30 protein-coding genes are annotated in these 19,795 nt (G+C 64.3%); 4 read left to right on the top strand and 26 right to left on the bottom strand.

Annotated elements, in window-relative coordinates; all coding sequences use genetic code 11:
- Nucleotides 1-21: 21 nt before the first annotated feature.
- The 24 genes from EJC47_RS07300 to EJC47_RS07415 form a co-directional block, all read right to left on the bottom strand.
- A complete protein-coding gene (locus tag EJC47_RS07300; protein ID WP_260591499.1) occupies nucleotides 22-2,637 on the bottom strand; it encodes a TonB-dependent receptor in 2,616 nt (871 codons plus the stop codon).
- A gap of 185 nt (nucleotides 2,638-2,822) precedes the next feature.
- The gene (locus EJC47_RS07305; protein ID WP_126846384.1) at nucleotides 2,823-4,334 is read right to left on the bottom strand and encodes a hypothetical protein; all 1,512 of its coding nucleotides are present in this window, start codon (nucleotides 4,332-4,334) and stop codon (nucleotides 2,823-2,825) included.
- On the bottom strand, nucleotides 4,331-5,584 hold the full coding sequence (locus tag EJC47_RS07310) for an ATP-grasp domain-containing protein (RefSeq protein WP_126846385.1): 1,254 nt from the start codon (nucleotides 5,582-5,584) through the stop codon (nucleotides 4,331-4,333). The genes EJC47_RS07305 and EJC47_RS07310 overlap by 4 nt, the downstream gene beginning before the upstream one ends.
- A gap of 10 nt (nucleotides 5,585-5,594) precedes the next feature.
- Nucleotides 5,595-7,121, bottom strand: coding sequence for a pyridoxal phosphate-dependent decarboxylase family protein (locus EJC47_RS07315; RefSeq protein WP_221885161.1), 1,527 nt, complete (start codon nucleotides 7,119-7,121; stop codon nucleotides 5,595-5,597).
- A 166-nt stretch (nucleotides 7,122-7,287) separates the two neighbouring features.
- Nucleotides 7,288-7,680, bottom strand: a complete 393-nt coding sequence (locus tag EJC47_RS07320) for a hypothetical protein (RefSeq protein ID WP_033965971.1) — start codon at nucleotides 7,678-7,680, stop codon at nucleotides 7,288-7,290.
- Between the two features lie 303 nt (nucleotides 7,681-7,983).
- A complete protein-coding gene (locus EJC47_RS07325) occupies nucleotides 7,984-8,226 on the bottom strand; it encodes a helix-turn-helix transcriptional regulator (RefSeq protein ID WP_126846386.1) in 243 nt (80 codons plus the stop codon).
- Nucleotides 8,223-8,714 carry a hypothetical protein gene (locus tag EJC47_RS07330; protein ID WP_260591500.1) on the bottom strand — a complete coding sequence of 164 codons (492 nt, stop codon included), beginning with the start codon at nucleotides 8,712-8,714 and terminating at the stop codon, nucleotides 8,223-8,225. The genes EJC47_RS07325 and EJC47_RS07330 overlap by 4 nt, the downstream gene beginning before the upstream one ends.
- Nucleotides 8,711-9,508 carry a DUF6551 family protein gene (locus tag EJC47_RS07335; RefSeq protein ID WP_126846387.1) on the bottom strand — a complete coding sequence of 266 codons (798 nt, stop codon included), beginning with the start codon at nucleotides 9,506-9,508 and terminating at the stop codon, nucleotides 8,711-8,713. Before EJC47_RS07335 ends, EJC47_RS07330 begins: the two co-directional genes overlap by 4 nt.
- Nucleotides 9,509-9,541: 33 nt before the next feature.
- A complete protein-coding gene (locus EJC47_RS07340; protein ID WP_126846388.1) occupies nucleotides 9,542-9,787 on the bottom strand; it encodes a hypothetical protein in 246 nt (81 codons plus the stop codon).
- Nucleotides 9,787-11,775 carry a ParB/RepB/Spo0J family partition protein gene (locus EJC47_RS07345; protein WP_126846390.1) on the bottom strand — a complete coding sequence of 663 codons (1,989 nt, stop codon included), beginning with the start codon at nucleotides 11,773-11,775 and terminating at the stop codon, nucleotides 9,787-9,789. Before EJC47_RS07345 ends, EJC47_RS07340 begins: the two co-directional genes overlap by 1 nt.
- The gene (locus EJC47_RS07350; protein WP_126846392.1) at nucleotides 11,772-12,110 is read right to left on the bottom strand and encodes a hypothetical protein; all 339 of its coding nucleotides are present in this window, start codon (nucleotides 12,108-12,110) and stop codon (nucleotides 11,772-11,774) included. Before EJC47_RS07350 ends, EJC47_RS07345 begins: the two co-directional genes overlap by 4 nt.
- A 220-nt stretch (nucleotides 12,111-12,330) precedes the next feature.
- Nucleotides 12,331-12,711, bottom strand: coding sequence for a hypothetical protein (locus EJC47_RS07355; RefSeq protein WP_085364578.1), 381 nt, complete (start codon nucleotides 12,709-12,711; stop codon nucleotides 12,331-12,333).
- Entirely contained in the window at nucleotides 12,711-13,031 is a 321-nt protein-coding gene (locus EJC47_RS07360) for a hypothetical protein (RefSeq protein ID WP_126846394.1), read from the bottom strand. Before EJC47_RS07360 ends, EJC47_RS07355 begins: the two co-directional genes overlap by 1 nt.
- Nucleotides 13,028-13,297 carry a hypothetical protein gene (locus EJC47_RS07365; protein WP_033966405.1) on the bottom strand — a complete coding sequence of 90 codons (270 nt, stop codon included), beginning with the start codon at nucleotides 13,295-13,297 and terminating at the stop codon, nucleotides 13,028-13,030. Before EJC47_RS07365 ends, EJC47_RS07360 begins: the two co-directional genes overlap by 4 nt.
- A complete protein-coding gene (locus tag EJC47_RS07370) occupies nucleotides 13,297-13,620 on the bottom strand; it encodes a hypothetical protein (protein ID WP_126846396.1) in 324 nt (107 codons plus the stop codon). Before EJC47_RS07370 ends, EJC47_RS07365 begins: the two co-directional genes overlap by 1 nt.
- Nucleotides 13,620-14,033: a hypothetical protein gene (locus tag EJC47_RS07375; RefSeq protein WP_126846398.1), complete on the bottom strand. Its 414-nt coding sequence runs from the start codon at nucleotides 14,031-14,033 to the stop codon at nucleotides 13,620-13,622. Before EJC47_RS07375 ends, EJC47_RS07370 begins: the two co-directional genes overlap by 1 nt.
- Before the next feature lie 2 nt (nucleotides 14,034-14,035).
- Nucleotides 14,036-14,272 carry a DUF2312 domain-containing protein gene (locus EJC47_RS07380; protein WP_126846400.1) on the bottom strand — a complete coding sequence of 79 codons (237 nt, stop codon included), beginning with the start codon at nucleotides 14,270-14,272 and terminating at the stop codon, nucleotides 14,036-14,038.
- Nucleotides 14,269-14,613 (bottom strand): hypothetical protein, encoded by a 345-nt coding sequence (locus tag EJC47_RS07385; RefSeq protein WP_126846402.1) that lies wholly within the window; start codon nucleotides 14,611-14,613, stop codon nucleotides 14,269-14,271. The genes EJC47_RS07380 and EJC47_RS07385 overlap by 4 nt, the downstream gene beginning before the upstream one ends.
- On the bottom strand, nucleotides 14,610-14,837 hold the full coding sequence (locus EJC47_RS07390; protein WP_126846404.1) for a hypothetical protein: 228 nt from the start codon (nucleotides 14,835-14,837) through the stop codon (nucleotides 14,610-14,612). Before EJC47_RS07390 ends, EJC47_RS07385 begins: the two co-directional genes overlap by 4 nt.
- Nucleotides 14,834-15,031, bottom strand: coding sequence for a hypothetical protein (locus EJC47_RS07395; RefSeq protein ID WP_126846406.1), 198 nt, complete (start codon nucleotides 15,029-15,031; stop codon nucleotides 14,834-14,836). The genes EJC47_RS07390 and EJC47_RS07395 overlap by 4 nt, the downstream gene beginning before the upstream one ends.
- Nucleotides 15,028-15,423, bottom strand: a complete 396-nt coding sequence (locus EJC47_RS07400; protein ID WP_126846408.1) for a helix-turn-helix domain-containing protein — start codon at nucleotides 15,421-15,423, stop codon at nucleotides 15,028-15,030. The genes EJC47_RS07395 and EJC47_RS07400 overlap by 4 nt, the downstream gene beginning before the upstream one ends.
- Nucleotides 15,420-15,692, bottom strand: coding sequence for a hypothetical protein (locus tag EJC47_RS07405; protein ID WP_126846410.1), 273 nt, complete (start codon nucleotides 15,690-15,692; stop codon nucleotides 15,420-15,422). Before EJC47_RS07405 ends, EJC47_RS07400 begins: the two co-directional genes overlap by 4 nt.
- Nucleotides 15,693-15,796: 104 nt before the next feature.
- Entirely contained in the window at nucleotides 15,797-16,294 is a 498-nt protein-coding gene (locus EJC47_RS07410; protein WP_010403021.1) for a hypothetical protein, read from the bottom strand.
- A gap of 295 nt (nucleotides 16,295-16,589) precedes the next feature.
- Nucleotides 16,590-16,841, bottom strand: a complete 252-nt coding sequence (locus EJC47_RS07415) for a transcriptional regulator (protein WP_126846412.1) — start codon at nucleotides 16,839-16,841, stop codon at nucleotides 16,590-16,592.
- 27 nt (nucleotides 16,842-16,868) lie between these two features.
- On the opposite strand from EJC47_RS07415, the gene EJC47_RS07420 reads away from it, so the two are divergent.
- The 4 genes from EJC47_RS07420 to EJC47_RS07435 all read left to right on the top strand — a co-directional run bounded on the left by EJC47_RS07420 (nucleotide 16,869) and on the right by EJC47_RS07435 (nucleotide 19,118).
- Nucleotides 16,869-17,531 carry a helix-turn-helix domain-containing protein gene (locus tag EJC47_RS07420; protein WP_148110546.1) on the top strand — a complete coding sequence of 221 codons (663 nt, stop codon included), beginning with the start codon at nucleotides 16,869-16,871 and terminating at the stop codon, nucleotides 17,529-17,531.
- Nucleotides 17,532-17,779: 248 nt separating this feature from the next.
- The gene (locus EJC47_RS07425) at nucleotides 17,780-18,241 is read left to right on the top strand and encodes a WYL domain-containing protein (protein WP_126846416.1); all 462 of its coding nucleotides are present in this window, start codon (nucleotides 17,780-17,782) and stop codon (nucleotides 18,239-18,241) included.
- A gap of 26 nt (nucleotides 18,242-18,267) precedes the next feature.
- Entirely contained in the window at nucleotides 18,268-18,702 is a 435-nt protein-coding gene (locus EJC47_RS07430) for a hypothetical protein (protein WP_126846419.1), read from the top strand.
- A gap of 65 nt (nucleotides 18,703-18,767) precedes the next feature.
- The gene (locus EJC47_RS07435) at nucleotides 18,768-19,118 is read left to right on the top strand and encodes a hypothetical protein (RefSeq protein ID WP_126846421.1); all 351 of its coding nucleotides are present in this window, start codon (nucleotides 18,768-18,770) and stop codon (nucleotides 19,116-19,118) included.
- Between the two features lie 50 nt (nucleotides 19,119-19,168).
- Here the strand turns inward: EJC47_RS07435 and EJC47_RS07440 are convergent, their stop codons facing one another.
- Complete coding sequence (locus EJC47_RS07440) at nucleotides 19,169-19,561, bottom strand: type II toxin-antitoxin system HicB family antitoxin (RefSeq protein WP_126846423.1); 393 nt, start codon at nucleotides 19,559-19,561, stop codon at nucleotides 19,169-19,171.
- 25 nt (nucleotides 19,562-19,586) lie between these two features.
- Nucleotides 19,587-19,790 carry a type II toxin-antitoxin system HicA family toxin gene (locus EJC47_RS07445; protein ID WP_260591501.1) on the bottom strand — a complete coding sequence of 68 codons (204 nt, stop codon included), beginning with the start codon at nucleotides 19,788-19,790 and terminating at the stop codon, nucleotides 19,587-19,589.
- Nucleotides 19,791-19,795: the final 5 nt, after the last annotated feature.

Consider the following 19,795-nt stretch of genomic DNA (forward strand, 5'->3'; position numbering starts at 1 on the left):
CCTGGCAAGGTGCCGCGCTCTTCAAAACAATTTGCGAAGACCTAGGCGGACGGACCGACCGAGCGGATCAAGATAAGCGGCTTGAAAGCGATTGGGCGTTGCCCCCGTCCGATCGCGCACCTGGATTCGGTCGTTCAGCATATTTTCCACCGTGAACTGGAGCGACATCTGTTTGCTCCAGGGGCGGTGGGCGATCTTGGCGATATCGAGCGACCCGTAGAGCGTGAGCCAGGTTTTCGCGGAGAAACGAAGATCGGAAACTGCCGACGCACTGCGAATGCGGGTTGGTGCTTGCAGTCTGGCATACACCCCGACGTTGAACGGGCCGTAATTTCCGCCGACGGTGCCATCAACATCCCACTCGGGCCGTCCGCTGGTCCCGTCGATTGTCGCTCCATTGAGGAGATCGAGCGATGGTAATCCGTTCCGCAAGACCAGACGATCCTGCAACCGATAGTTGGTCGTCAGGTTTATATATAGGAACGGGCGCGGTTTGGCCGGTTTCGCCGGAGGCCCGTCCTTGTTCGGCGCAGGCGGCGGTGGTGGGGCGCGGCCAATCGGGGTCTGGAGGTTCAGCGTCATCCGCAACTTCTTCTCGTTCTCGCGCGCCAGATTGACCGGACGCAGATCGACGCTGATCAGGGTTCCCGCCAAATCCCGGAGGAATAGCCCTGAAAACGCGACCTGAAAGTCCGGTGTCAGGCTTCCCAACGTGGCGGACTGGTTATCGATGGTGGTGTCGAGAAAATCGATCCCGAAGCGGAACTCCCGGTCTTTGAAGGGTTGTAGCGCAAGCCCCAGCGTCGTCGTTCGCCGTCGCTCGGGCATCAGTGACGGGTTGCCCCCCACAAGCGTGGAAACCAGCACACTGGCACCGGCGGTAAAATCAAAAAACGGGGTGTTCGGCGTCGTAAAGGTGGGGCTGACGAGCAGGCCGATCGCAGGCGGCGTTCGCGTTTCGGTGATGGAACCAGTCAACTGCACGGGCCGCACCGGGGTCCAGGTGAATCCATAGTTCGAACTGGTCAGCCGCCCGTAGCGGGAGACATCTGACACACCCACCATGCCGTTTACCGTCAACTGGCCAAGAATGGGCAGCACACCGTTCTGCGCCGAGGCGATGGGTATCACGGTGTTAAAACTGGCTCCGCCGATCGATCGACTGACGGCCCCAAGGTCGATGGCTCCGCCGATCGATCGACTGACGGCCCCAAGGTCGATGGCTTCGCCATTGCCATGGGTCCCGCTGACCGAACGACTATAATCCGCAGAAACCGTGACTTGCGCATCACCGGCAGGCAGATGGGCGAGCGAGCCATTCACAACGGCTTTGCTCGCAACCGTACTGGTCGAGGTACGGCTGTGGTTGACGGTGCGTTGCGCCGCGCTCGCAACGTCGAGCGCTGCCATGGGATCTCCGCCGCCCGTGACCGCGTCCTGAAGCGCATCAAGTGGAACACCCGTTTCTGAGTCCGCCCGGGAGAATACGCGGTCATAGCTAGTGGTCACGTTCCACGACCACCGTCGGATACTGCCCTGAAGGGTCAGGCCGCCATGCGCGGTCAGCATGGAGCTGTTCTGGTGCAGCACCGCCCCGGGAAAGGCGCGATAGACCAGTACTGGCCCGGAAAAGGGCAGCGCCGTTGAACCTCCGGGCACCTGAATGATGCCCGAGGCGAGCCCGCTCAACCCGCTGTTGCGGTCTGCCTGAACGGAAAGGTTGAGCGAACCGTCCACGCTCTTGCCAAGCGGTGCCCCGAAGGCTCCTTCGGCGTGAAGCGTATCTGTGCGCTGCTGCAACGTGCGGTAGGCACCGGAATCGGTCATCGCCCGGCCGGAATTGACATAATTGTCGAGCGATTGACGGGCCGCGACGCTTTGAGGAACGGCGGCGATGGTAACGGGATGGCCTGCAAGGCGATCCAGCGAAGGGTCGATGCTGCCACCGCCGACGCCGGTGACGTTGCCGCCAACGGCGAAAAGGGAGTCGGGATCTGGCGCGATCGCTCGCTGGCTTTGTAGCAGGGGATCGAGATGGAGATAGTAGAGGCTGAGCGAGGCCCGCTTCGGCCCCTCGATACGCGCGCCATTCACTTCGACATAGTTGGTCGCACCGCCGCCCTCGGTGGTCGAGCCGCCCAGTTCCTGCAAAGTCACCGACCGAAAATGCTTTTTGGTGATGAAGTTCATCACCCGCATCGTTGGCGGAAAGCCGAAGCGAGCGGCCTCCTGCTCGGGCAGGACCTCGACACGTTCGATCGATTCCGGAGGCAGGCTCATCAAATCGCCGAATCCTGAAACGCGTCGACCGTTAAGCAGGATGGCGGGTTCACCGCCACTGGCGGAGGTTGCCACGCCCTTAAGGCGTTTCATCAGGTCCGCCATGCTTGTCGGCCCCAGCGCCAGCAGCGCGGCGCTGTCGAACACGGCAAGCGGTTTCACCGTCTCGATGGCAGTGCCTGCGGTTCGATGCCCGGTGACGACGATGTCACCTGTATCGCGGTCCGTCATGGAACCTGGCGTCAGCGGGTCGGCGGGTGCGGCAGAGGCTGGCTGGGTTTGTGCAGCCTGGGAAACGTCGGCGAGGCCGACGGAAACGAGCGCGAAAGATGGCCATGCCCAGCTTGAGGCCTTCACGCTGTTCCCCCACGGCCGCGTACCCGCAATGGCGGCGTACCACTTGGTAAAACGAGCTTATATCAAGCACCTTGGCGGAATTGTGGCGGTCGCGGAAACCGTTCGGGCGGAACCCGCGCGCTGGTCTGATTTCACATGGAGCAGCGCTCGTGCGGGGGGACGATCGGTCGCAGCCAAAACGCCCGTCAGGCGGCGATCGATCGCCGTTCGACGCTGAATCCACAAGACGCCATCGCGACGCCGTCAAGCGCCTTCATGGCGTGGTTGATGATTGCCACAAGGCCGCCCTCGCGGTCGGACGCATCGACAATCAGCCGCGCGCTCAGGCATAGCCGCAGCGCGGCGACCTTCTCGCCATGGCGTAGGCCACACGCGACCGGCTGGCCCAGCCGGATCGCGGGAACGTTCGGACCGCCTCGCGCAACTCTCTCAAAGACATGCCGCGTTTCGACCGCGTTGAGGGTGCCGATGCCGTTCCGCCGATTGAGCAGGAACGGGAAGATGGTCGGTATGGCATCATAAGACAGATCAGATCCGCTTGGCAGCAGCGGATGCCGGTCAAGCGAGCGGGTTGCCAGCGGTATGAAGGCACCATCGTGCCGCAGGCGATCCTCCACCGCCTTCCCAAACGTCCTGACGGTGCGCTCGATCTCGGATGATGGAATGGCCAGCAGCGCCTGCCACTCATGGAGGGCAGCATGCCAGCGCAACAGCAGGCCGAAATTGGCGCGGTCCGGCAAGGCTTGCCGCGCGCGCCAGCCCGAGGGCAGCTCCGCAGGCGCACAATAGTCCGCCATTTGCGGGGGCAGTTCGCGGTCGCGCCAGCGCTTTGCGAGCGACGGCGGGCAGAACAACGCGCCGCTGAAACTGGGGCCGCCCAGAAATTTCGATCCCGTTATCGCAAGGGCGAACCCCTGCGCGAGATAGGCCCGAATGGTTTCCGGTGTGAGGCGCAGCTGGCAGCCATCGATCAGGAAATCGATGCGGTCGCCATAACGTGCCCTCAGGCGAAACACCGTATCGAGACGGGGGGCGATCAACCCGGTCTTGGACACATCCGTGACGACGACCAGGCAATTGTGGCCGCTTTCAATCGCGGCGGCGATACGGGCGTTGATGTCGTCCTCAACATCGTCTTCATCTCTTAGGCAACCGGCATCGTCCCGTACGGCAAAGGTCGCGTTGCTTATGCCCGATGTAATCGAACTGCCCGGCAAGCGGCACGCGCCGCTTGGCGAATGCGCCATGAAGTGCGAGCCCGAAGCCGCACTCGCCACCGAACTGCCGGTTTCGCTCGGCTCGAGCGTCAGGGTGAAAAGGGGTGCGTCCGGCTGGCGAAACAAAAGCGTCGCCAGCAAGTGCAGATCGGTGCCGGAGGGTGATAGCAGGACCTCGACCCCTGACGATGCCGCACATCCGATACAATCGAGCAGGCTGGCGCGGAGACCGTCACATTCCGCCTGATAAACAGCGGTTTCTCCCCGCGCGACACTCTCGCCCAGAAGATACCGGTGATAGTGTTGGACCGCCGCAAAGGCGCTGCCCGAAATCGACGAAGCGGTGGACGAGCTTAGCGCGCGTTCCGAGGCAGCCGGACGCGGTCCGTATCCATACATATTGCACCCCGTCTGCGGATCGAGCGCAAGCCGCTCATCCCCGCCGCTGACGAGCAAGTGCAGTAAATCGAGGGCGCTCACGCGGCGCACTCATAGCCGACCCCTCGCAACGCGCCCGCATAGCTGACGAACGCGTCGAAAAGCTTCTGCATCGCCACTTTTTTGTACGGGAACGTCTCCCCGTCATCCATGTCGTGAACGAGCATGGCGACATCGACCTCGAAAATCAGCAGTCGTCCGTCGGGCAATTCGGCACAGTCGATCCCGAAATAATCGAGCCCGATCCGACGATTGAGCGCGGCGAACGCAGCAGCGTGCCGGTGAGCGAAATCGATATCGAAATGCTCCATCCATGCCGCCTCGACGGCGCGTTTATCGGCATTTTCGGCCATGCCGGCGCTCAGATAATGCACGATCCAATGGTCGGAGAGCGCCAAATGACTGGGGAACGCCTTGCCGCCGATAAACACCACGCGTTGTTTGCTGAACAGTCCGTCGTTTCCGCGATAATCGATAAAGGGCGCGATGAAGAACTTCGCACTCTCATCGGTGGCGAGATACGCCAGCGCGGCGTCGGGCGAGTCCAGGCGATCGAGTCCGCCGCCGGCATGCGTGCCGAGGGGGCGCACAATGATGGGGAAGGCAAGGCTCGCGACATGGTCGGCGAGTTCGGTTGCTCCCGAGCCGATCGATTCGAGCACCGCCCGATCGACCTTGGTGGTTGGAGGGACGCACAGCGACGCCTCGGCCGCAAGCGACGCGCTGACGTCATCCCGCGTCAGCCCCGCGATCCGGCGCGGATCGGCATTCATCACTGGACCATGGAGCGTGGGCAATAATTCCGCCATCCGCGCCAGGACGGCGCGATGCTCGGTGGCCTCGCCAATCGCCAGCAAGGCGACATCATGTTCGGGCAGGCCGTCCAGATCTGCGGTGTCGGCATCGACATAGCGCAGCCACAGAACGGCGTCGGAACCGTTGAGCAGGAAATCGACCGGCGTGTTGGCCATGAAATCGCCCGGCGTGACGAAGGCGAGCACCTTCAGGCCCGAGCCATCACCGTGGACGATGCAAAAGTCGCGCTGAAGTGCGACGGCCTGATCGAGCAAGGCACGCGCTTCGTCGGCGCGAAAATGGCAATAGAGCATCATCGACAGATCGATCATCGCTGCCGCGTCGCCCACGTCCGCCTCGATCCGCTGGATGGTGTGTTGCCATAAAGCGGTCATGTCGCGGCGCTCAAAGGCCATTGGCAAAACGCGATGCATGCCGAGCGTCTCGGTGCGTGGACCGATTACGGGCCGGTTGAGAAGGGGGTGGTTGACTGGCATCGATATATCCTCAGCGCCGCGAAGAATGGCCCGCGCCAAACCGCAATACTCCTTCGACAAGCGCGTCGAGGTCATCTGCGGTGGTGCGGTGATTGACGAAAGCGGCGCGGATCGCGGGCCGATCTTTCACCAGCGTCAGGGACGGTGCGACGCGACCGGCATTGTGCAGATCCTCGACGATCGCACGGTTGATCGCGCCATCCCCGCCAACGCCGTCGGGCGCGTAACCGAAGCAAACGATGTTGAGCGCGACGGGAGCCAGAAGTTCCAGATCGGGTTCGGCCGCGATCCGCGCAGCCAATACGCGGGCCAACTGGCAGTTCGCAGCCATGGCCGCGCCCAATGCCTGGGTCCCGTAGGTCTTGAGCGTGAACCAGGTCTTGAGCGCCCGGAAGCTGCGCGAAAGATCGGGGCCGATATCGCATGGCCAGTCCCCGCCCGCCGCGAGGCCGGTCTCGGCGCGGGTCAAATAGCCCGCGGGCGACGCGAAGGTCTCTTTCAGCCAGATGCCCTCGCGAACGAGCAGGAAACCAGCGTCGTAGGGGACATGCCCCCATTTGTGGAAATCGAACGCCAGGCTATCGGCGCGCTCGATTCCGTGCAGGAGCGGCGCGATCTCGGGCGACATCATGCCCAGCGCCCCCAGCGCGCCATCGATATGAAAGTGCAGGTCCTCCTCGCCCGCAAGATCGGCCAGGGCGTCCAGGTCATCGATCGCGCCGCTGTTGACCGTACCGGCGGTGCCCACCAGCAGGAATGGCGTCAGGCCGGCGGCGCGATCCGCCCGGATGTGTGCCCGGAGCGAGCCCATATCGATCCGCCCCGCAGCGTCGGTCGCGACGCGGGTGAGCGCGTCGGAGCCAAGTCCCGCCATTTCCAATGCTCGGGGAACGCAGCCGTGAACTTCGTTCGACGCATAAGCAACCAGGCGCGGTGCCTTCGTCACGCCGACTTGCCGCACAGCCGCACCGCATATCCGCGTTCGTGCGACCAGCAGCGCGACGAAATTGGCTTGCGAAGTTCCGGTCAGGAATAGACCGTCTGCGGTTGCGGGAAAGGCGAAGATCTCGCGCACCCAGTCGCGAATCTGGCGCTCGATCAGGATCGGCATATGGTTGCGCCCGCCCAAATTGGCGTTCAGCCCGCCGCTGAGCATTTCGGCCAGCATGCCGACGGGCGTCCCCGCACCCTGCACCCAACCCATGAAACCGGGATGCAGATTGCCGCCGGCATAAGGAAGGATCGCGTCCATGAAGCTTGCGTGCACGCTCGCCAGATCGGTTGGGGCCACCGGTACCGCTTCGCGCGCAACGGCCCGAGCGTCTGCGGGCACCGGACGCCAGGCCGGTTGCCCGGAAAGCCCTTCGAGATGGTCGATCATGTCATCAAGCATCCGATGCCCCTGCGCGCGCAAGCCTGACCAGTCCGCCGGATCGAGCGATGTCGCGCAGCGAAGCGGTGCGCGCGCGCTGTCGAAGCCCGGGCTTATCGGCTCACCATCATCGGACGCGACAGAAGCGGCTGGATCGAACGTCACCGCTGCATCGCCTTTGCGTCATCGGGCTGCGCCCGATTTGAACCCGAAGCGGCGTCCAGGGCGGACCGCGCAGGAGCGAAACGCCGTGAGGTGAGATCGGAGGTCGCCGGGGCGGTCTCCGGCGTTCCTGCCCGGCTGCGGTCGCGATGCTGTGCCTGTCTCCCGATCACGCGAGGACGTTAATGTCGGTTTGGCTGGATCCGTAGGCAGCGGCGGGAATGGGCTTGGGCGGTGGCGGTGCGTTCGGGTCGGCCGACTTGCTGATCTGGCCGTCACGCGCTTGTTGCAGGGCCTCCGCCGCTTGCCGGATTGCCGCTGTGTCGCCACTCTGGAGCGTCGCCCCAAGCGCGGCGAGCGGGCTTTTGACGGGGGGCGTCCGATTGGCGGTCAGGCGCGCATACGCCGCTTTCGCCGCCGTCGCGTCACCCGATTGGGCGGCCGCCATCATCTTCAGATAGTCTTGCTTGTGTTGTCGTAACGCCGCCATCTGCGTGGTCGACGATATCGACGCGGTCGGTGATGCCGACGATATCGCGTTCACGCCCGTGCAGGTGCCCATGATGCCAGACTTCCCGTTGCCAATGCTTCGACTTCCTCATCTTCATTTTAGGAAGCAATTTGGCCGAAACGCCGAACCTGCGGGAATTTTGATAGTTACAGGCGCGCTAACCGAGGAAGGCCCTCGATTTCGGGGAGATTATTCCGGGTTAAATAGCCCCGCCGCCAGGGTCGGGGGGCACTATCGCCGATTGGCGGAAGAGGTGGAAGCCAGTTTGTGCATGCTAAGTATCCCCATTTACTCTTAAAACTGTTCGACTGATTTGTCCGGTGCCCCCGCGAATGCCCCCCTTCGCGGAACTGTTCAGGCGGCGGAGCGGCGTCCGTTGAGCCAATCTTCGATGCTGGCTTCCCACCATCCGACTGCCCGGGCAGTCAGCCGGACCTGTTCGGGAAAGGCATGTGCGTCGATTTGGCGATAGATCGTCGCGCGGCTCAGCCCGGTAGTCGCGATCACATCATCGATCCGCAGGAAGCGCCCTCGATCGCTTGGCCGACCGAGATTTTTCGACTCAGCCAATGTGGGTCGACGTGCGGGCGCGCTCATGCTGCCACTCCCGCCAAATACGCCTGCAGCCTGGACTCCCGGACGTACAGGCGGTTGTTGGTCACCGGATCGACGCCGACACGCGCGAGCGCCTCGGTGCTCCCGTCGGCCGACAGCAGTTCGGCACCGCCCGGTACTTCCAGGATCACGTTCGTGCGCCGTGCATGCTTGAGCAGCCAGGCGCGCATCGGCTCACGATTCCAGGACGCGGGGCGTTCGCAATGGGCGATCACCGTCCCGGCCGCGTTCAAATCGATGACGACGCCAGTGCGATCCGGGCGCATCGCCGCCGGGAGCGCAAGCCGGGCAACCCGCTGCGACCCGAGCCACAGGCATTGGAAACCGCTGCAGGCGTCGGGGCGCTGATCGTAGATCGCGCAGCCGCCAGAGCTGCAATGCGCGCATGTCACCCGCTCTGGCTTCGGCGGTTCCATCGCCACGCGCATCAGCGTGCAGCAAAGGGTGCACGATCCGCACGCGCCGCTCATGCGGCCACCGCCAAAGTGTTGTAGCGCTCGCGGACCAGGGCACGCAGCGCGATGATCTTGCTTTGCGTGCCCGAAAGTATGCGCAGGTTCGCCCAGTCGGACCATTGTTGCGTGGTGCCGGTCAGCAGCGTCTGGAAGAGGCGATCTGGATCGATCGCTGGCCGTTCGTGCGCGAGCAGCGTCAGGATCGCACCGAGCATTGCCGCCGGCTGCACCAGCACCTCGTCGGGGAAGGATTCGCCGATCAAGGTCAGAGCCTGACCCAACGCGCGTTCGCCATGTTTGATGAACAGCGTTCGGAGCGACCCGACAATCATAAGCTCGCCCGGCGCGACATGGGCAGGCTGTTCGTGAGGGGCGATCTTAAGGCCGGCCGCATCGACCAGGCGCGCGATCGCCAGCGCGTCGGCATCGCCAGCGCCGAGCGCCGCACGGAAGTCGTCGATGCGGCTCATCCGCTTGCGGCCGCGGTTTGAGGCGATGAAAATCCGCGCTTCCTCGGCCGGGCCGGCGCAACGCTTCAGCACGCACGGCAATTGCGTGATGTCGCCGCGCAGCTCGGCCGCCGCGCGCCGGTGCTGCCCATCGATGACGAACAACGAATCGTCGGGACGACGGGAGACCTTGAGCACGTCAAACACGTCCCAATCCCATTCGGCTGCGATCGCGCGGATCAACTTGCGCGATGCGTCGGTCTCGATCGAGCGCTGGTAGCTGTCGTCGATGCGAAGCTCGCCGAGCGGCACCCATTCGATAGACGGCTGTCGGCCCCGAGGTAGAGCATAGGAGGGCATACCCCCCCCCCGCGGCTTTTTTGGAAGCAACGGTCATTGATACCCCCTGCCGGTCTTGAGGACGGCTGCAGCGAGCTTCTGGCTACCGAGGCGCGCGTCGGTCAGGCGCTTCCGGTCGGCACCGGTGTCGCGCATATAGGCATGGACGCGCCGGACATGATCCAGCCGCACGCCGAGAAAACCGGCGATTTCCTGATCAGAATGGCCGAGATCGGCCATATCCATCACTGCGGTTTCAAACGATGTGGTGCGGCCTCCGCCGTGGATGATCGCGCCCATCACTCGGCCGCCTCGAGCATGTCGTCGGCATCGGCCGCGACGGCGGATTCGTTGCCGCGGAAGCGGAGCAGCGGATGCACCCAGTTCGCGGCCGCCTGCGCCTTCGATGCGCGGGTGGCGGGATGCTGTCCGGTGACGACCTGCAGGACCTGACGCGAGATCTCGCTTCCCTTCAGCCGCGCCCAGGTGGCGAAGGTGACCCGCTCGACCATCGGCTCGGCGATCGCGAGGCGTTGTTCCTTGCCGAGCAGATCGAGCAGCTCCACCGTCGGCTGCCAGAAATCGCGCAGGCCCTCATCGGTGGCGAGGCCGACCATGTCGGCAAGGGCGTCGTGCAGTGGGACGCTGTAATCGCCGTAATTGAGCGACCGTTCGATCGCGAGGCCTGCGGCGATCGTCGCGGCAAGCGATTTGAAGTCTTCGGCCTGGTCGCGATAGGACTGGAACGCAGCCACGAGATCGTCGCTGCTGAAGGCCGGGCACAGGTGCATGTCGCGCATGGCGTCCATCCACAGCCGGTTGCCCGGCATCGCCTGGATCAGGCCGCGTGCGCTGTCAGGCCCGGCCGAGGCCGGTGCCAGGCGTGCGACACCGATCGCGTTGCCCGGCGTGTTCGGCGCGATCATCTGGCGCAATTGCGACCAGACCAGGAAATCGCGGCCGACAGTGCCGCCATCGCGCGCATTGCCGACCAGGGCGGCGCGCAGGATCGATCGACGCAGCGCGCGGAAAACGTCGACGCCTTCCTGGGTGATGCCCTCCTCTTGCTTGATCGCCGCATCGGCCGCGCGGCGCGCGTCAAACCCCGCGACTTGGCTGACGGCCGCGCCGATCGCGCGCGGCTTGGCGGCTGGCGCGGCGGTGTCGACGGGTTTGCGCGTGCTGTACTTCGCCTTCGTGCTTTCCCACCAGAAACTGATTTTGGGGTCACCACTCGCGGCGATCTGGATGTAACCGACGACATCGCCGTCGGGCATGGTGATTTCGGTTTCCTCGCCCAGCACCACCGCGAGTTCCGGAATATTGAGGAAATGATCTGGTCCGCCAAAGCTCGCCTGCGGCGGTTGTGGAACGAAGCGCAGATCGGGCCGCGCGGCGCGGCGGCGGATCTCGTCGCGCACACCCGCCAGCGCGGCATCGGCAAGCTGGCGCAGCAAATCGGGATGGCAGATCAGCGCGCGCGCCGGTGCGGCGTCGGCAGGATCGTCGAAAAGGTCGAGTTCCAGCGCGCCACCGGCATCGAGATAGGTTTGCTGCCCGACAAAGCGGAGCAGCCGCGCCGCCTCGGCATCGCCGATCTTCAGCCAGGCGCGGATGCGATCGGGCGTCTGCTCGAGCGGGGACAAGAGGCGCAGCGCGTTGAATGCGGCAAGCTGCAGTGTCTGTTGCTCGGTCGCGCCATAGGCTTCGGCCTGCGCCTGCGAAATCGTGCCTGCCTTCAGTGCATCGAAGATCGGCGGGGCAAGCATGCCCAGCCGATAGGCGCGATAGGTGAAGCGCGGTTCCTGGCCGAGCCGCTCGGCGATCGTCTCGAGCGAATCGCCCGCCATATGCGAGCGCACCACGCCCTGGGCGATCTCGTACATTTCGAGATCGAGCCGCATCATGTTCTCGGCCTGGCTTTCCTCGAGCAGCTGCGCCTCGGTCAGCTGATCGCGCACGACGACGTCGATCGGCCAGTCGGCCGGGAGCGCGCCCGCCTTGATCAGCGCGCCGATCGCGCGGCACCGGCGCCCGCCGGCATGCACGCCATAGCGTTCCTTGCCGCCCTTCAGCGGATGGACCTTCAGCGCGTTGACCAGGCCGAGCGCGAGGATCGAGCGGCCGAGCGCCTCGATCGTCATTTGCGCTTTGCGATTGGTGCGGACGTTGAAGCGGCTGATCTCGAGCTGATCGAAGGTCACCGCCTTGCGCAGGATCGCGGGCGGGAGTTGCTGAGGCCGCGCAGACGCGATCGTCGCGGGAAACTCGGTCGGGGTGCTGGTCATGGGCACGCTCCTTCGGTTAGGACCGAGCGAGCGGGTGCCACCGCTGGACGGTCAGGGGCGGGGGCGAGGTTGGTCACCTCGCCTCCAGAGATCGGAAACATGCGCAGCGGGCGCGGCGCAGGGCGCCAGCGCGTGCAGCGCGCGGCGAGATCGAGGAAATCCACAGGCGGATGGCCGGGGCGGTTGCCCCACCAGGCGCGCGCCTCGGCCTCGCGCTCAGGCGTGAAATTCTGCACGCAATCGAGCGTGCCGCAGCGGGCCGTGCAAAAGCCGCGATCGCCAAAGCCGATCACGCGCGCGCCTCGCTGGTCGCGGCCGCGCGGGCGGCGCGCCATTGGTTGAAGGCGGTGCGATGCTGGGGGCAAAGGTCTTTCCCCGGCGCTGGCTGGTGCGCGCAGCGAGCGCACACCGGCGCATCGCACGTGCCGCTCTTCCTGGTCGGGACCTTCCAGTCGCACAGGCGGGTGGCAGGGCGACCGCAGCCGCAGCGTTGGCGCGTCCGGGACGAGCAGACGATGGCAGAGCCGCCACCGGGTAAGGAGACGTGGTCGCACGTCATGATCGCGCCTCGGCCGATGCGGCGCGCGCGGCGTCCTCGCCAGCTTGCAGATAGCCGATCAGCTCGCACAAAAACGCGTACATTTCGCGCCTACGATCTGTGTTCTCCTCGCGGGCCAACCACGCTGAACCAGTCCAATCCAGCAACTCTTCGCGTTTTTCCGCCCACTCGGAGGGCTCGCCCAGCGCCTCTCGCACAGCGGTGCCGCCTACTGGCAGGAGGGTGAGAGCTTCGCGCACGGCACGCGCTGCCACCGGATAAGGAATGAGTCCGATCGCGGTGTCGGTGCTTTTGTGGACGCCCGCGTGAAACAGCAGGGAGCGGACTTTGTCCGCGTCTGCGAAGCAGAGCGCGTCGGTGGGATACACGCCGCTCATCAGCAACACCCCCACAGATCATCGTCGTCGCAGGCGTCGCAAAGATCGTCGGTCCTGGACATCGATGCCTGGCCACACACGCGGCACGGCTTTGCCTCAGGCGTATAATCGAGCGTGCGAAAGGCGAGAGCGTCAGCCCAGTCGATCTGACTGGCGTATTGTGGACCGCGCACCTCGAGGCGACGGTCAATCACGATTACGCGGGTTTCCTGGTCGACCACGGGCGGCACAAAGCGATCGAGCTCGCGGAAGCCGAGCGCCTCGACATAGGTCTGCGCGGCCCAGTCGATGCCATCGGCGTGGATCGTGCCCTGGATCATGCCGACACCATCGCCGAGGCCATCAGCCGAAGGGTCGCGGTCTTGGTCCAGTTCTCGAGCAATCCCTTGTCGGGGCTGAAGGTGCAGGTGGACACGACGCCGGCGCAGGATAGCCGGCTACCATCATAGCGCGTGCGATATGCGGCCCCGTGGTTAGCGACGAGGCCGTCGATGATCGTCGCGGCGGGAACGCCCGCCCGAGTCAGCTTGCCGACATAGTCGGTCGCTGCGATCAGCTTTTGCCGTTTTAGATCGATCGCGTCCATCAGTGCACCCGATCGAACGAAAAGGCGGGATGGGACCGATCGTGACGCGGATCGGTCAGTCGGACATCCAGCACGTCCGAAATCCCGCGCACCTCGTCACGCAAGAGCTCGCGCGCTTCGGCCTCAGCCTGCTCGGCCGATGAGGCCAGGATCGCGTAGGAACGCTGATCCTCTCTGGTGACTTCAAAATCGATCGTGACGACGATCTCGCGCTCGCCACGATCGTCGAACAATGCCCAATGGCGATCGTAATAGCGACGGCATGCCTGCAGCGATGCCGGGTAGGGCATGGCGGCGATCTCTTGGAGCATGGGCTTTGGCATCACGCCGCCTCCCGCAGTTCTGCACGAGCATCGCGGCGCGCGAGAGTCATCAACCTGCCTTTGACGCTGTTGGGTTTCCTGCTGATCCGCCGCGCGATCTCAGCGATATTGATGCCCTGCGCCTCGAGCGTCAGGAGGAGCGCGTCGTCGGCCGCCGAGAATGGGCGGACAATGTGGCCGCCGCGGTTATAGGGCTCGGTTGGCTGGGTGCACCGGCCTTGGAACTTTAGCGGAGCATCGGCGCCGACGCGCAGACACTGCCAATTGATCGCATTGGCACTGATCGAGACACCCTGTTCGCCGAAATGCGCCGCGATGCGTTCGCTGCTCCAACCCCGCTCCCGCAGGCGAGCCATCTCATCAATCTGGTCGTCGGACAGCCGTCGGCGCTGACGTGAAGTAACCTCTGCCATTGCTACAGCCCCAACACGGATTTGTAGGTTTCGAGGATCGCCTCGGCCTCGTCACGATGGTGCTTTTCCATCTTGCGCAAGCGCACGATCGTGCGGATCGTCTTGACGTCGAATCCGGTCGATTTGGCCTCGCCGTAGACATCCTTGATGTCGTCAGCGATGCCCTTCTTCTCTTCCTCGAGGCGCTCGATCCGCTCGATGAGCAAGCGGAGCTGGTCGCCGGAAATGCTGTCGCTCATGCCGCAGCTTCCTCTTTCAGGCGTTCAAACCTTGGATCCTCGTAGGCACGTCGCCCAACGCCGCCGAGTTCGCGCCAAAGGTCGCGCACTCGTCGTGAGCCCCAGCAGTGGAAGGGGGCGTAATTGTGCAGGAACCGCATCAGGTCCGGCAGGCGATCGAGCGAAACCTCGTCGGCGCTGGTCGCCGCATTCAGCAGATCGTTCGCGAAAACGGCACTGAGGAAGCTGCCGGTGGATGTGCCATGCAAGATATGCGCGCGGACACCGGTCCACAGATGGTCCGGGACAAGTGACCGGCCCGCTGCGATCTGCTCGTCGACCGATGCGACTGTGACGCTCACAGACCGAACAGCGCGCGCAGCGCCGCTCCCAGATTGCCGGTGGCGGCGACCGCCAGCAGGCCAGCCACCATGCCGAGCGCGAACAGGCTGGGGCCACGGTGCAGAAGGCGGTGCAGCAGCGCGCGGCGCGGATCGCTGGGGCTGGGCGGGCGGCAGCTGGGGCAGCTGCAGTCCATGCGGTGCGTGATTTCCGGGCGCGGCCGGACGGCAAGGTCAAGTCTCATCGTGGCGTCTCCCGCTGGATCATCGCGAAGCCGGTCGCGAGCGCGACCAAAGCGAGCCACAAGGCCGCTTTCGCCAAGGAAGGTTTGCTAAGCAGCAGCACGCTGACGCCGAAACCGGCGGCGGCGATCGCGAGATCGATCGCGCGGCGCGCCAGGCGTGCGCGCCGGGGGCGGCGGTTACCGTCGGCGCTCATTGGACGACGCTCGCCGCAGGCGGCGTGGCGCAGGCTGAGCACAGATCGGGCTCGGACCAGAAACACGCCCAGCCGAGCGCGTCCATGCAGGCATCGCCATCACTGCACGCGCAAATGCGGCACAGGATCGGCGCGGGAAGATCCGCGCCCTGGGCGATCGCTTCGAGCTGGGCGAGCACGGTCAAATCAAAGCGATAGGCGAGCCGCAGCGCGACGATGGTGGTGAAGGTGGCGGGCGTGGCGTCGGCTTCGATCAGCTCGAGCCATTCGCCGCGCAGATGCTCGGACGTCTGCGGCTCGGTCGAGACGCGCGCGGCGACATCGGCGATGCTGAGCCCGGCGCGCTGGCGGCAGCGCTTTAGGTACGCGCCGGGGGTGATGGTGCCGGTCATGATGACAGGCCGTCGGTCAGGACGCTGGTCGCCGCAGCGCCGGTGAGCCGTGCCGACACAGGCTCGACGATCGTCATCTCGATGACGGGGTCGACCGCATAGTGCAGGGCGTGCGCCAGCTCGATCTTGGCGAGCGAAATAGCGAGACGTGCGCGCCGGATCCGCGCCAGCGCAGCAAAGGATCCGGTCGACCGCTCGATCGGCCGCAGCGCGTCCTGGATCGCGTCCAGGTCGATCATGATCGAAACGATGGCGGCGCGGTTGCTCATGCGGGTTTCCAGGCAGCAGTTTTCCCACCCCGCCAGCGGATGCGGCGAGGGGGCGACGGTTCGGCGATACAGGTTCGGTCAAGCCCGGGGGCGGGCCGGGCGGATCATGGCGGTTGTTGCTCGTGCGCGATCAGCGACTGGATCACCGCGACGGCGCGGTGGTTGGCCTCGATCGATTCGACGGTTTCCTTGAGCGCCTTTTTCAGCGTGCGGCTGTCGGCACCGGGCAAGCTCGCCTCGATCAGCGCGACGTGCGCGTCGCCGCCTTCCTTGACCACATCGCAGGTGACGCGGCTGATCGCATAGGCGTTGCTGAAAAGCTCGGGCTGGGCCGCGTGCAGGATGGTGGCGACGGCTTCGAAGATCGGCATGCCCGGGAAGCCGGCACGCATATGCGCAACGTCGAGCTTGATCATGTCGATCACGGTCAGTTGCGCGCGCTGGTCGGGATCCGACAGCATGCGGAGATAGCCTGCGGTGCGCCCGGTCGCCTCGACCGCGCCCGACATGGTGAGCGCGCCGAGGACCTTGTAAAGCGCATCCTCGACGGTGAGCGGCTGGCGCAGCTTGGTCATGCCGCCACCGCCTGCGCTGTAAACCATGCGGGCGATGCCAGCAGCATGGCCCCGGTGCGATCGATACAGAGGGGAGGTGGCACCGCCATGGGGGAGAGGGACCCGATGACGGTGCCGGTACGCGAACAGGACGGGTTGGGGGCACGTGCGCCAAGTCGAAACACCGAAACCCCAGGGCAAAGGTTCCGGACGCACGCGATCCGGCCGACCCGTCGGCGGCCGAAACGGGAAAAGGGGGACGTCGACGGCAGGCGGGAGCGCACCCGCCGCCGACGCTCGCCGCCCGGGTGGCGGCAGAGGGAAAGGGATTGTGCTGACCCCGTCACCGCGCGGGCTCCAGGCTGGCGCGGGGGGTAGCCGAGTCGTCGGGGTAGATGTCGGGGCGGAGCACCTCTTTCGGGATGCCGGTTTCGCGCTCCACCAAGAGGACGTGTTCGGCAGGGAGAGGCTTGTTGAGCTTCAGCCAACCCCACACCGCAGCTTGCGTGACCCCTACGAGGCGACCCATCGCGGATTGCGATCCAACCCGCGAAATTGCTTCGCGCAATGCATCCGTGGGGGAGAGTTGTTCCATGAGGGTAATCTAAAGGCAAATCTGTAGGTGCGTCAACAGATAAATCTTCAGATCGTCGCTACAGGGAAAGTTGTAGCAAAAGGCGTGCTCGATGCCTCCCGCCTCCGCGCCCGCATGGCCGAACGAAAGCTCTCACAGTCGGAGTTGGCTAGGCGCGTGGGTATTAGCCAAGCGTCGATTTACAACCTCGTATCCGGCAAGGGATATGGGTCCAAGCACATCCATCTTATTGCGCGAGAGCTTGGCACTACACCGGCTTACCTGACAGGTGAAACCGACCAGCCCGAAGATGACACCCCAGATGCGCCACGGCTCGACTCGGAGATACGGGAACTTTTTGACCACCTCCTGGCGATGGACACGGCCGACCGCCGCGCGATCGCGCAGATCGCGCGCGGCCTGACACGACACGCACCCAGCGGAAGGGACGTCTTTACGGTCCACGCGCCCGTGACAAGCTATCGCGGGCCGCCGGTCAGCGAGAACGCGCTGGGGCAAATGATCGAGGGGTTGCTGCGGGCTGTTGATCTGACGGCTCCCGTGCCCGAGCTCGCTCGTGAGCTTGCAGAGCTGTGGCCCACCGCGATCGCGCAAGTGCAAGGTCCTCTCTACGCGTTGGACGATGAGACGCCGGCGGCTCCAGCAGAATCGCCTGCAACTCTCGCCAGCGCCGGTCGCGCACCGCGGTGATGACGGCGCACTGCACATCGCAGCGCAGACAGCGCAATTCGCACGCGGGCGACGCCCGATACACGGTTCCAGTCATTGGTCTTGCTCCCGGCCTGGCCGTCGAGGCTACTTCAACGGCTTCAGGTCGAGCTACATGGTTGAGGGTAGATGGTTAGGTCGGCGTTGACGAGCGCCACGCAAATTTCCGGAAATAATGCTTGAATTAGAAGCGCGAACAGGGGGCTGGTGATGATCCTTCAAAGCGATCGATGAGGCTGGGGGATGCATCGGCTCCTGTTCTGGACCAACGCAAGGTCATCATCGATTATGTTGATGCGAACGGCGAGGAGAGCAGGCGTACAATCGTACCGCTCTTAATCGCTGGATCTTTCGCAGGCGGCCGATTGGATGTGCTTTATGTTGAGGCTCGTTGTCTCACTGCCAAAGCGAAGCGCACATTCCGCATCGATCGTATCCGGGAACTCAGTGACGCAGCAACCGGCGAGGTATTGGATCTTCTGGAGTGGGCGCGTGGTCTCGAGGTCGGGCCGTTATCGCTGGTCGATGAAGCTGAACCCGTAGAGGAGATCACTAGCGCCGCCCGTGTTCGATCACCATCGCGCCTGTGGCTGGTGGCAGCCATGCTATTGGCCGGGTATTTGATCGGCCGCTTTCGCATCCTGCACCTTCTTTTGGTCGCGACGCATATGCATTGGGGGCGATGGCTATGAGATTCACGATTGCGAGGATTCTCTGCATGACGAGCCTCGTGCTGGCCTCACCCGCGCCGCTATGCGCTGAGCAGGTGGCAGATGACGGCTTAGAGGTGTTGGACGGACAATGCTCTTATCCGCCAAAGTTGGGGAATCCCGGCCCCGAAGATCGCCGCCTGGAATGCGATACTGTGGTCTTGTTGCCCTCCGGTCAGGACAGCGTATTGGTCCAATTTGCGAAAAAGGGTTCCGGTGCTCCGGTCGGCTTCGCAGGCCCCATCGGCGACAACGGAGAAATGTCGGTGCGCCGCATCTACCTCTCTCCCGGAAACCCTACGGCGGCAACAGCCGGTCATTGCCGCCTTTTTGAGCAAGATGGCAAGACGACGGGAATTTGGTGCGTTGCCTCGATTGGACGTGGTCGAGTTATGGCGAATTTTAGGGTCGCGCCAAAGATCGCCACGGGATCGACGCAATAAAAGCGTTTGGTTTCATCCTCGCCGCGATCGGCCCATCGATCGTCTTGGCGGCATGCTCTGACCCGGTGGCCGACGCACAAGAGCGCTTGCGTATCATTTCCAGCACTCAGGCAAGCAAGGCCGACATCTGCAATGCCCATCGGCGGATTGTCGAAGCGTATCTGGCTGCAAAGCGCAGCGAGGGTTATGAGGAAGCGAAGATCACAGCCGATATGTATTGCCTGAGAGCAGAGCTCGACCCCGGGGGACAGATCGACGCCAACGGACACGATATTCTCATCGTCGCCGACTCCATCGACAATAACGCGTCCATGCTCGACCAGATCGACACGCCCCGGAAGATGCCTGCAACCGATGCGGTCAAAGGCAGCGACGACAATGCCGAAATCGGGCGTGACAATTGGGCGGGGGAGTGACGAGCCGCTAGGCAAGTCCCAGATGTCCTCCGCCTTTTGCCCGTCTCAGCTCAGTGCCGATGCTCGATCTCATTGCGCGCGGCCTGGGCGAGGAAGGCGCTCCGAGTAAGGCTGCGCGAGGTCGCGGCCTTGTCGATCGCGTCGAGCATACCGCGATCGAGCGACAGGTTCACGCGCGCGACGGTGCCGCTGTTGCGGATCCACGGCACCGCGATGATGAACGCGCCATCGCGCAGATCGTCGGCGGCAAGCGCCTGGATCTGATCGAGCGGGAGCGGCGCGACCTCGGCGGCATCCTCGAACCATAAGGCGAGCGCATCGCAGGCATTGGGCAGAACCTCGCCGATCTCATCCGCTGCCGAGAAACAGCCCGGAAGATCGGGGAAGGTGACGCCGAAGGCGCTGTCTTCATCCTTGTGCACGATGGCGTAGAAATACTTCATAGTCTTACTCCCAGGGGGCGGGGGATCACACCCACCCCGCCATTTTCGCGATGCTGCGGGCGGTGCCCAGCGGCAGGTCTTTCTTCGGGTGCGGGACGATCACCGTGATATCGCCCTTGCGGAATTTGTGGTGCGAGCCCTTGACCGACACGAGATCGAACCCTTCCGTCACCAGCCGCTTGACGATTTTCTTGCTGTCCCGTTCCATGCGCAAATATATACACATCATGCGGA

The organism is Sphingomonas sp. TF3, assembly GCF_003985085.1.
Taxonomy (GTDB): Bacteria; Pseudomonadota; Alphaproteobacteria; order Sphingomonadales; family Sphingomonadaceae; genus Sphingomonas.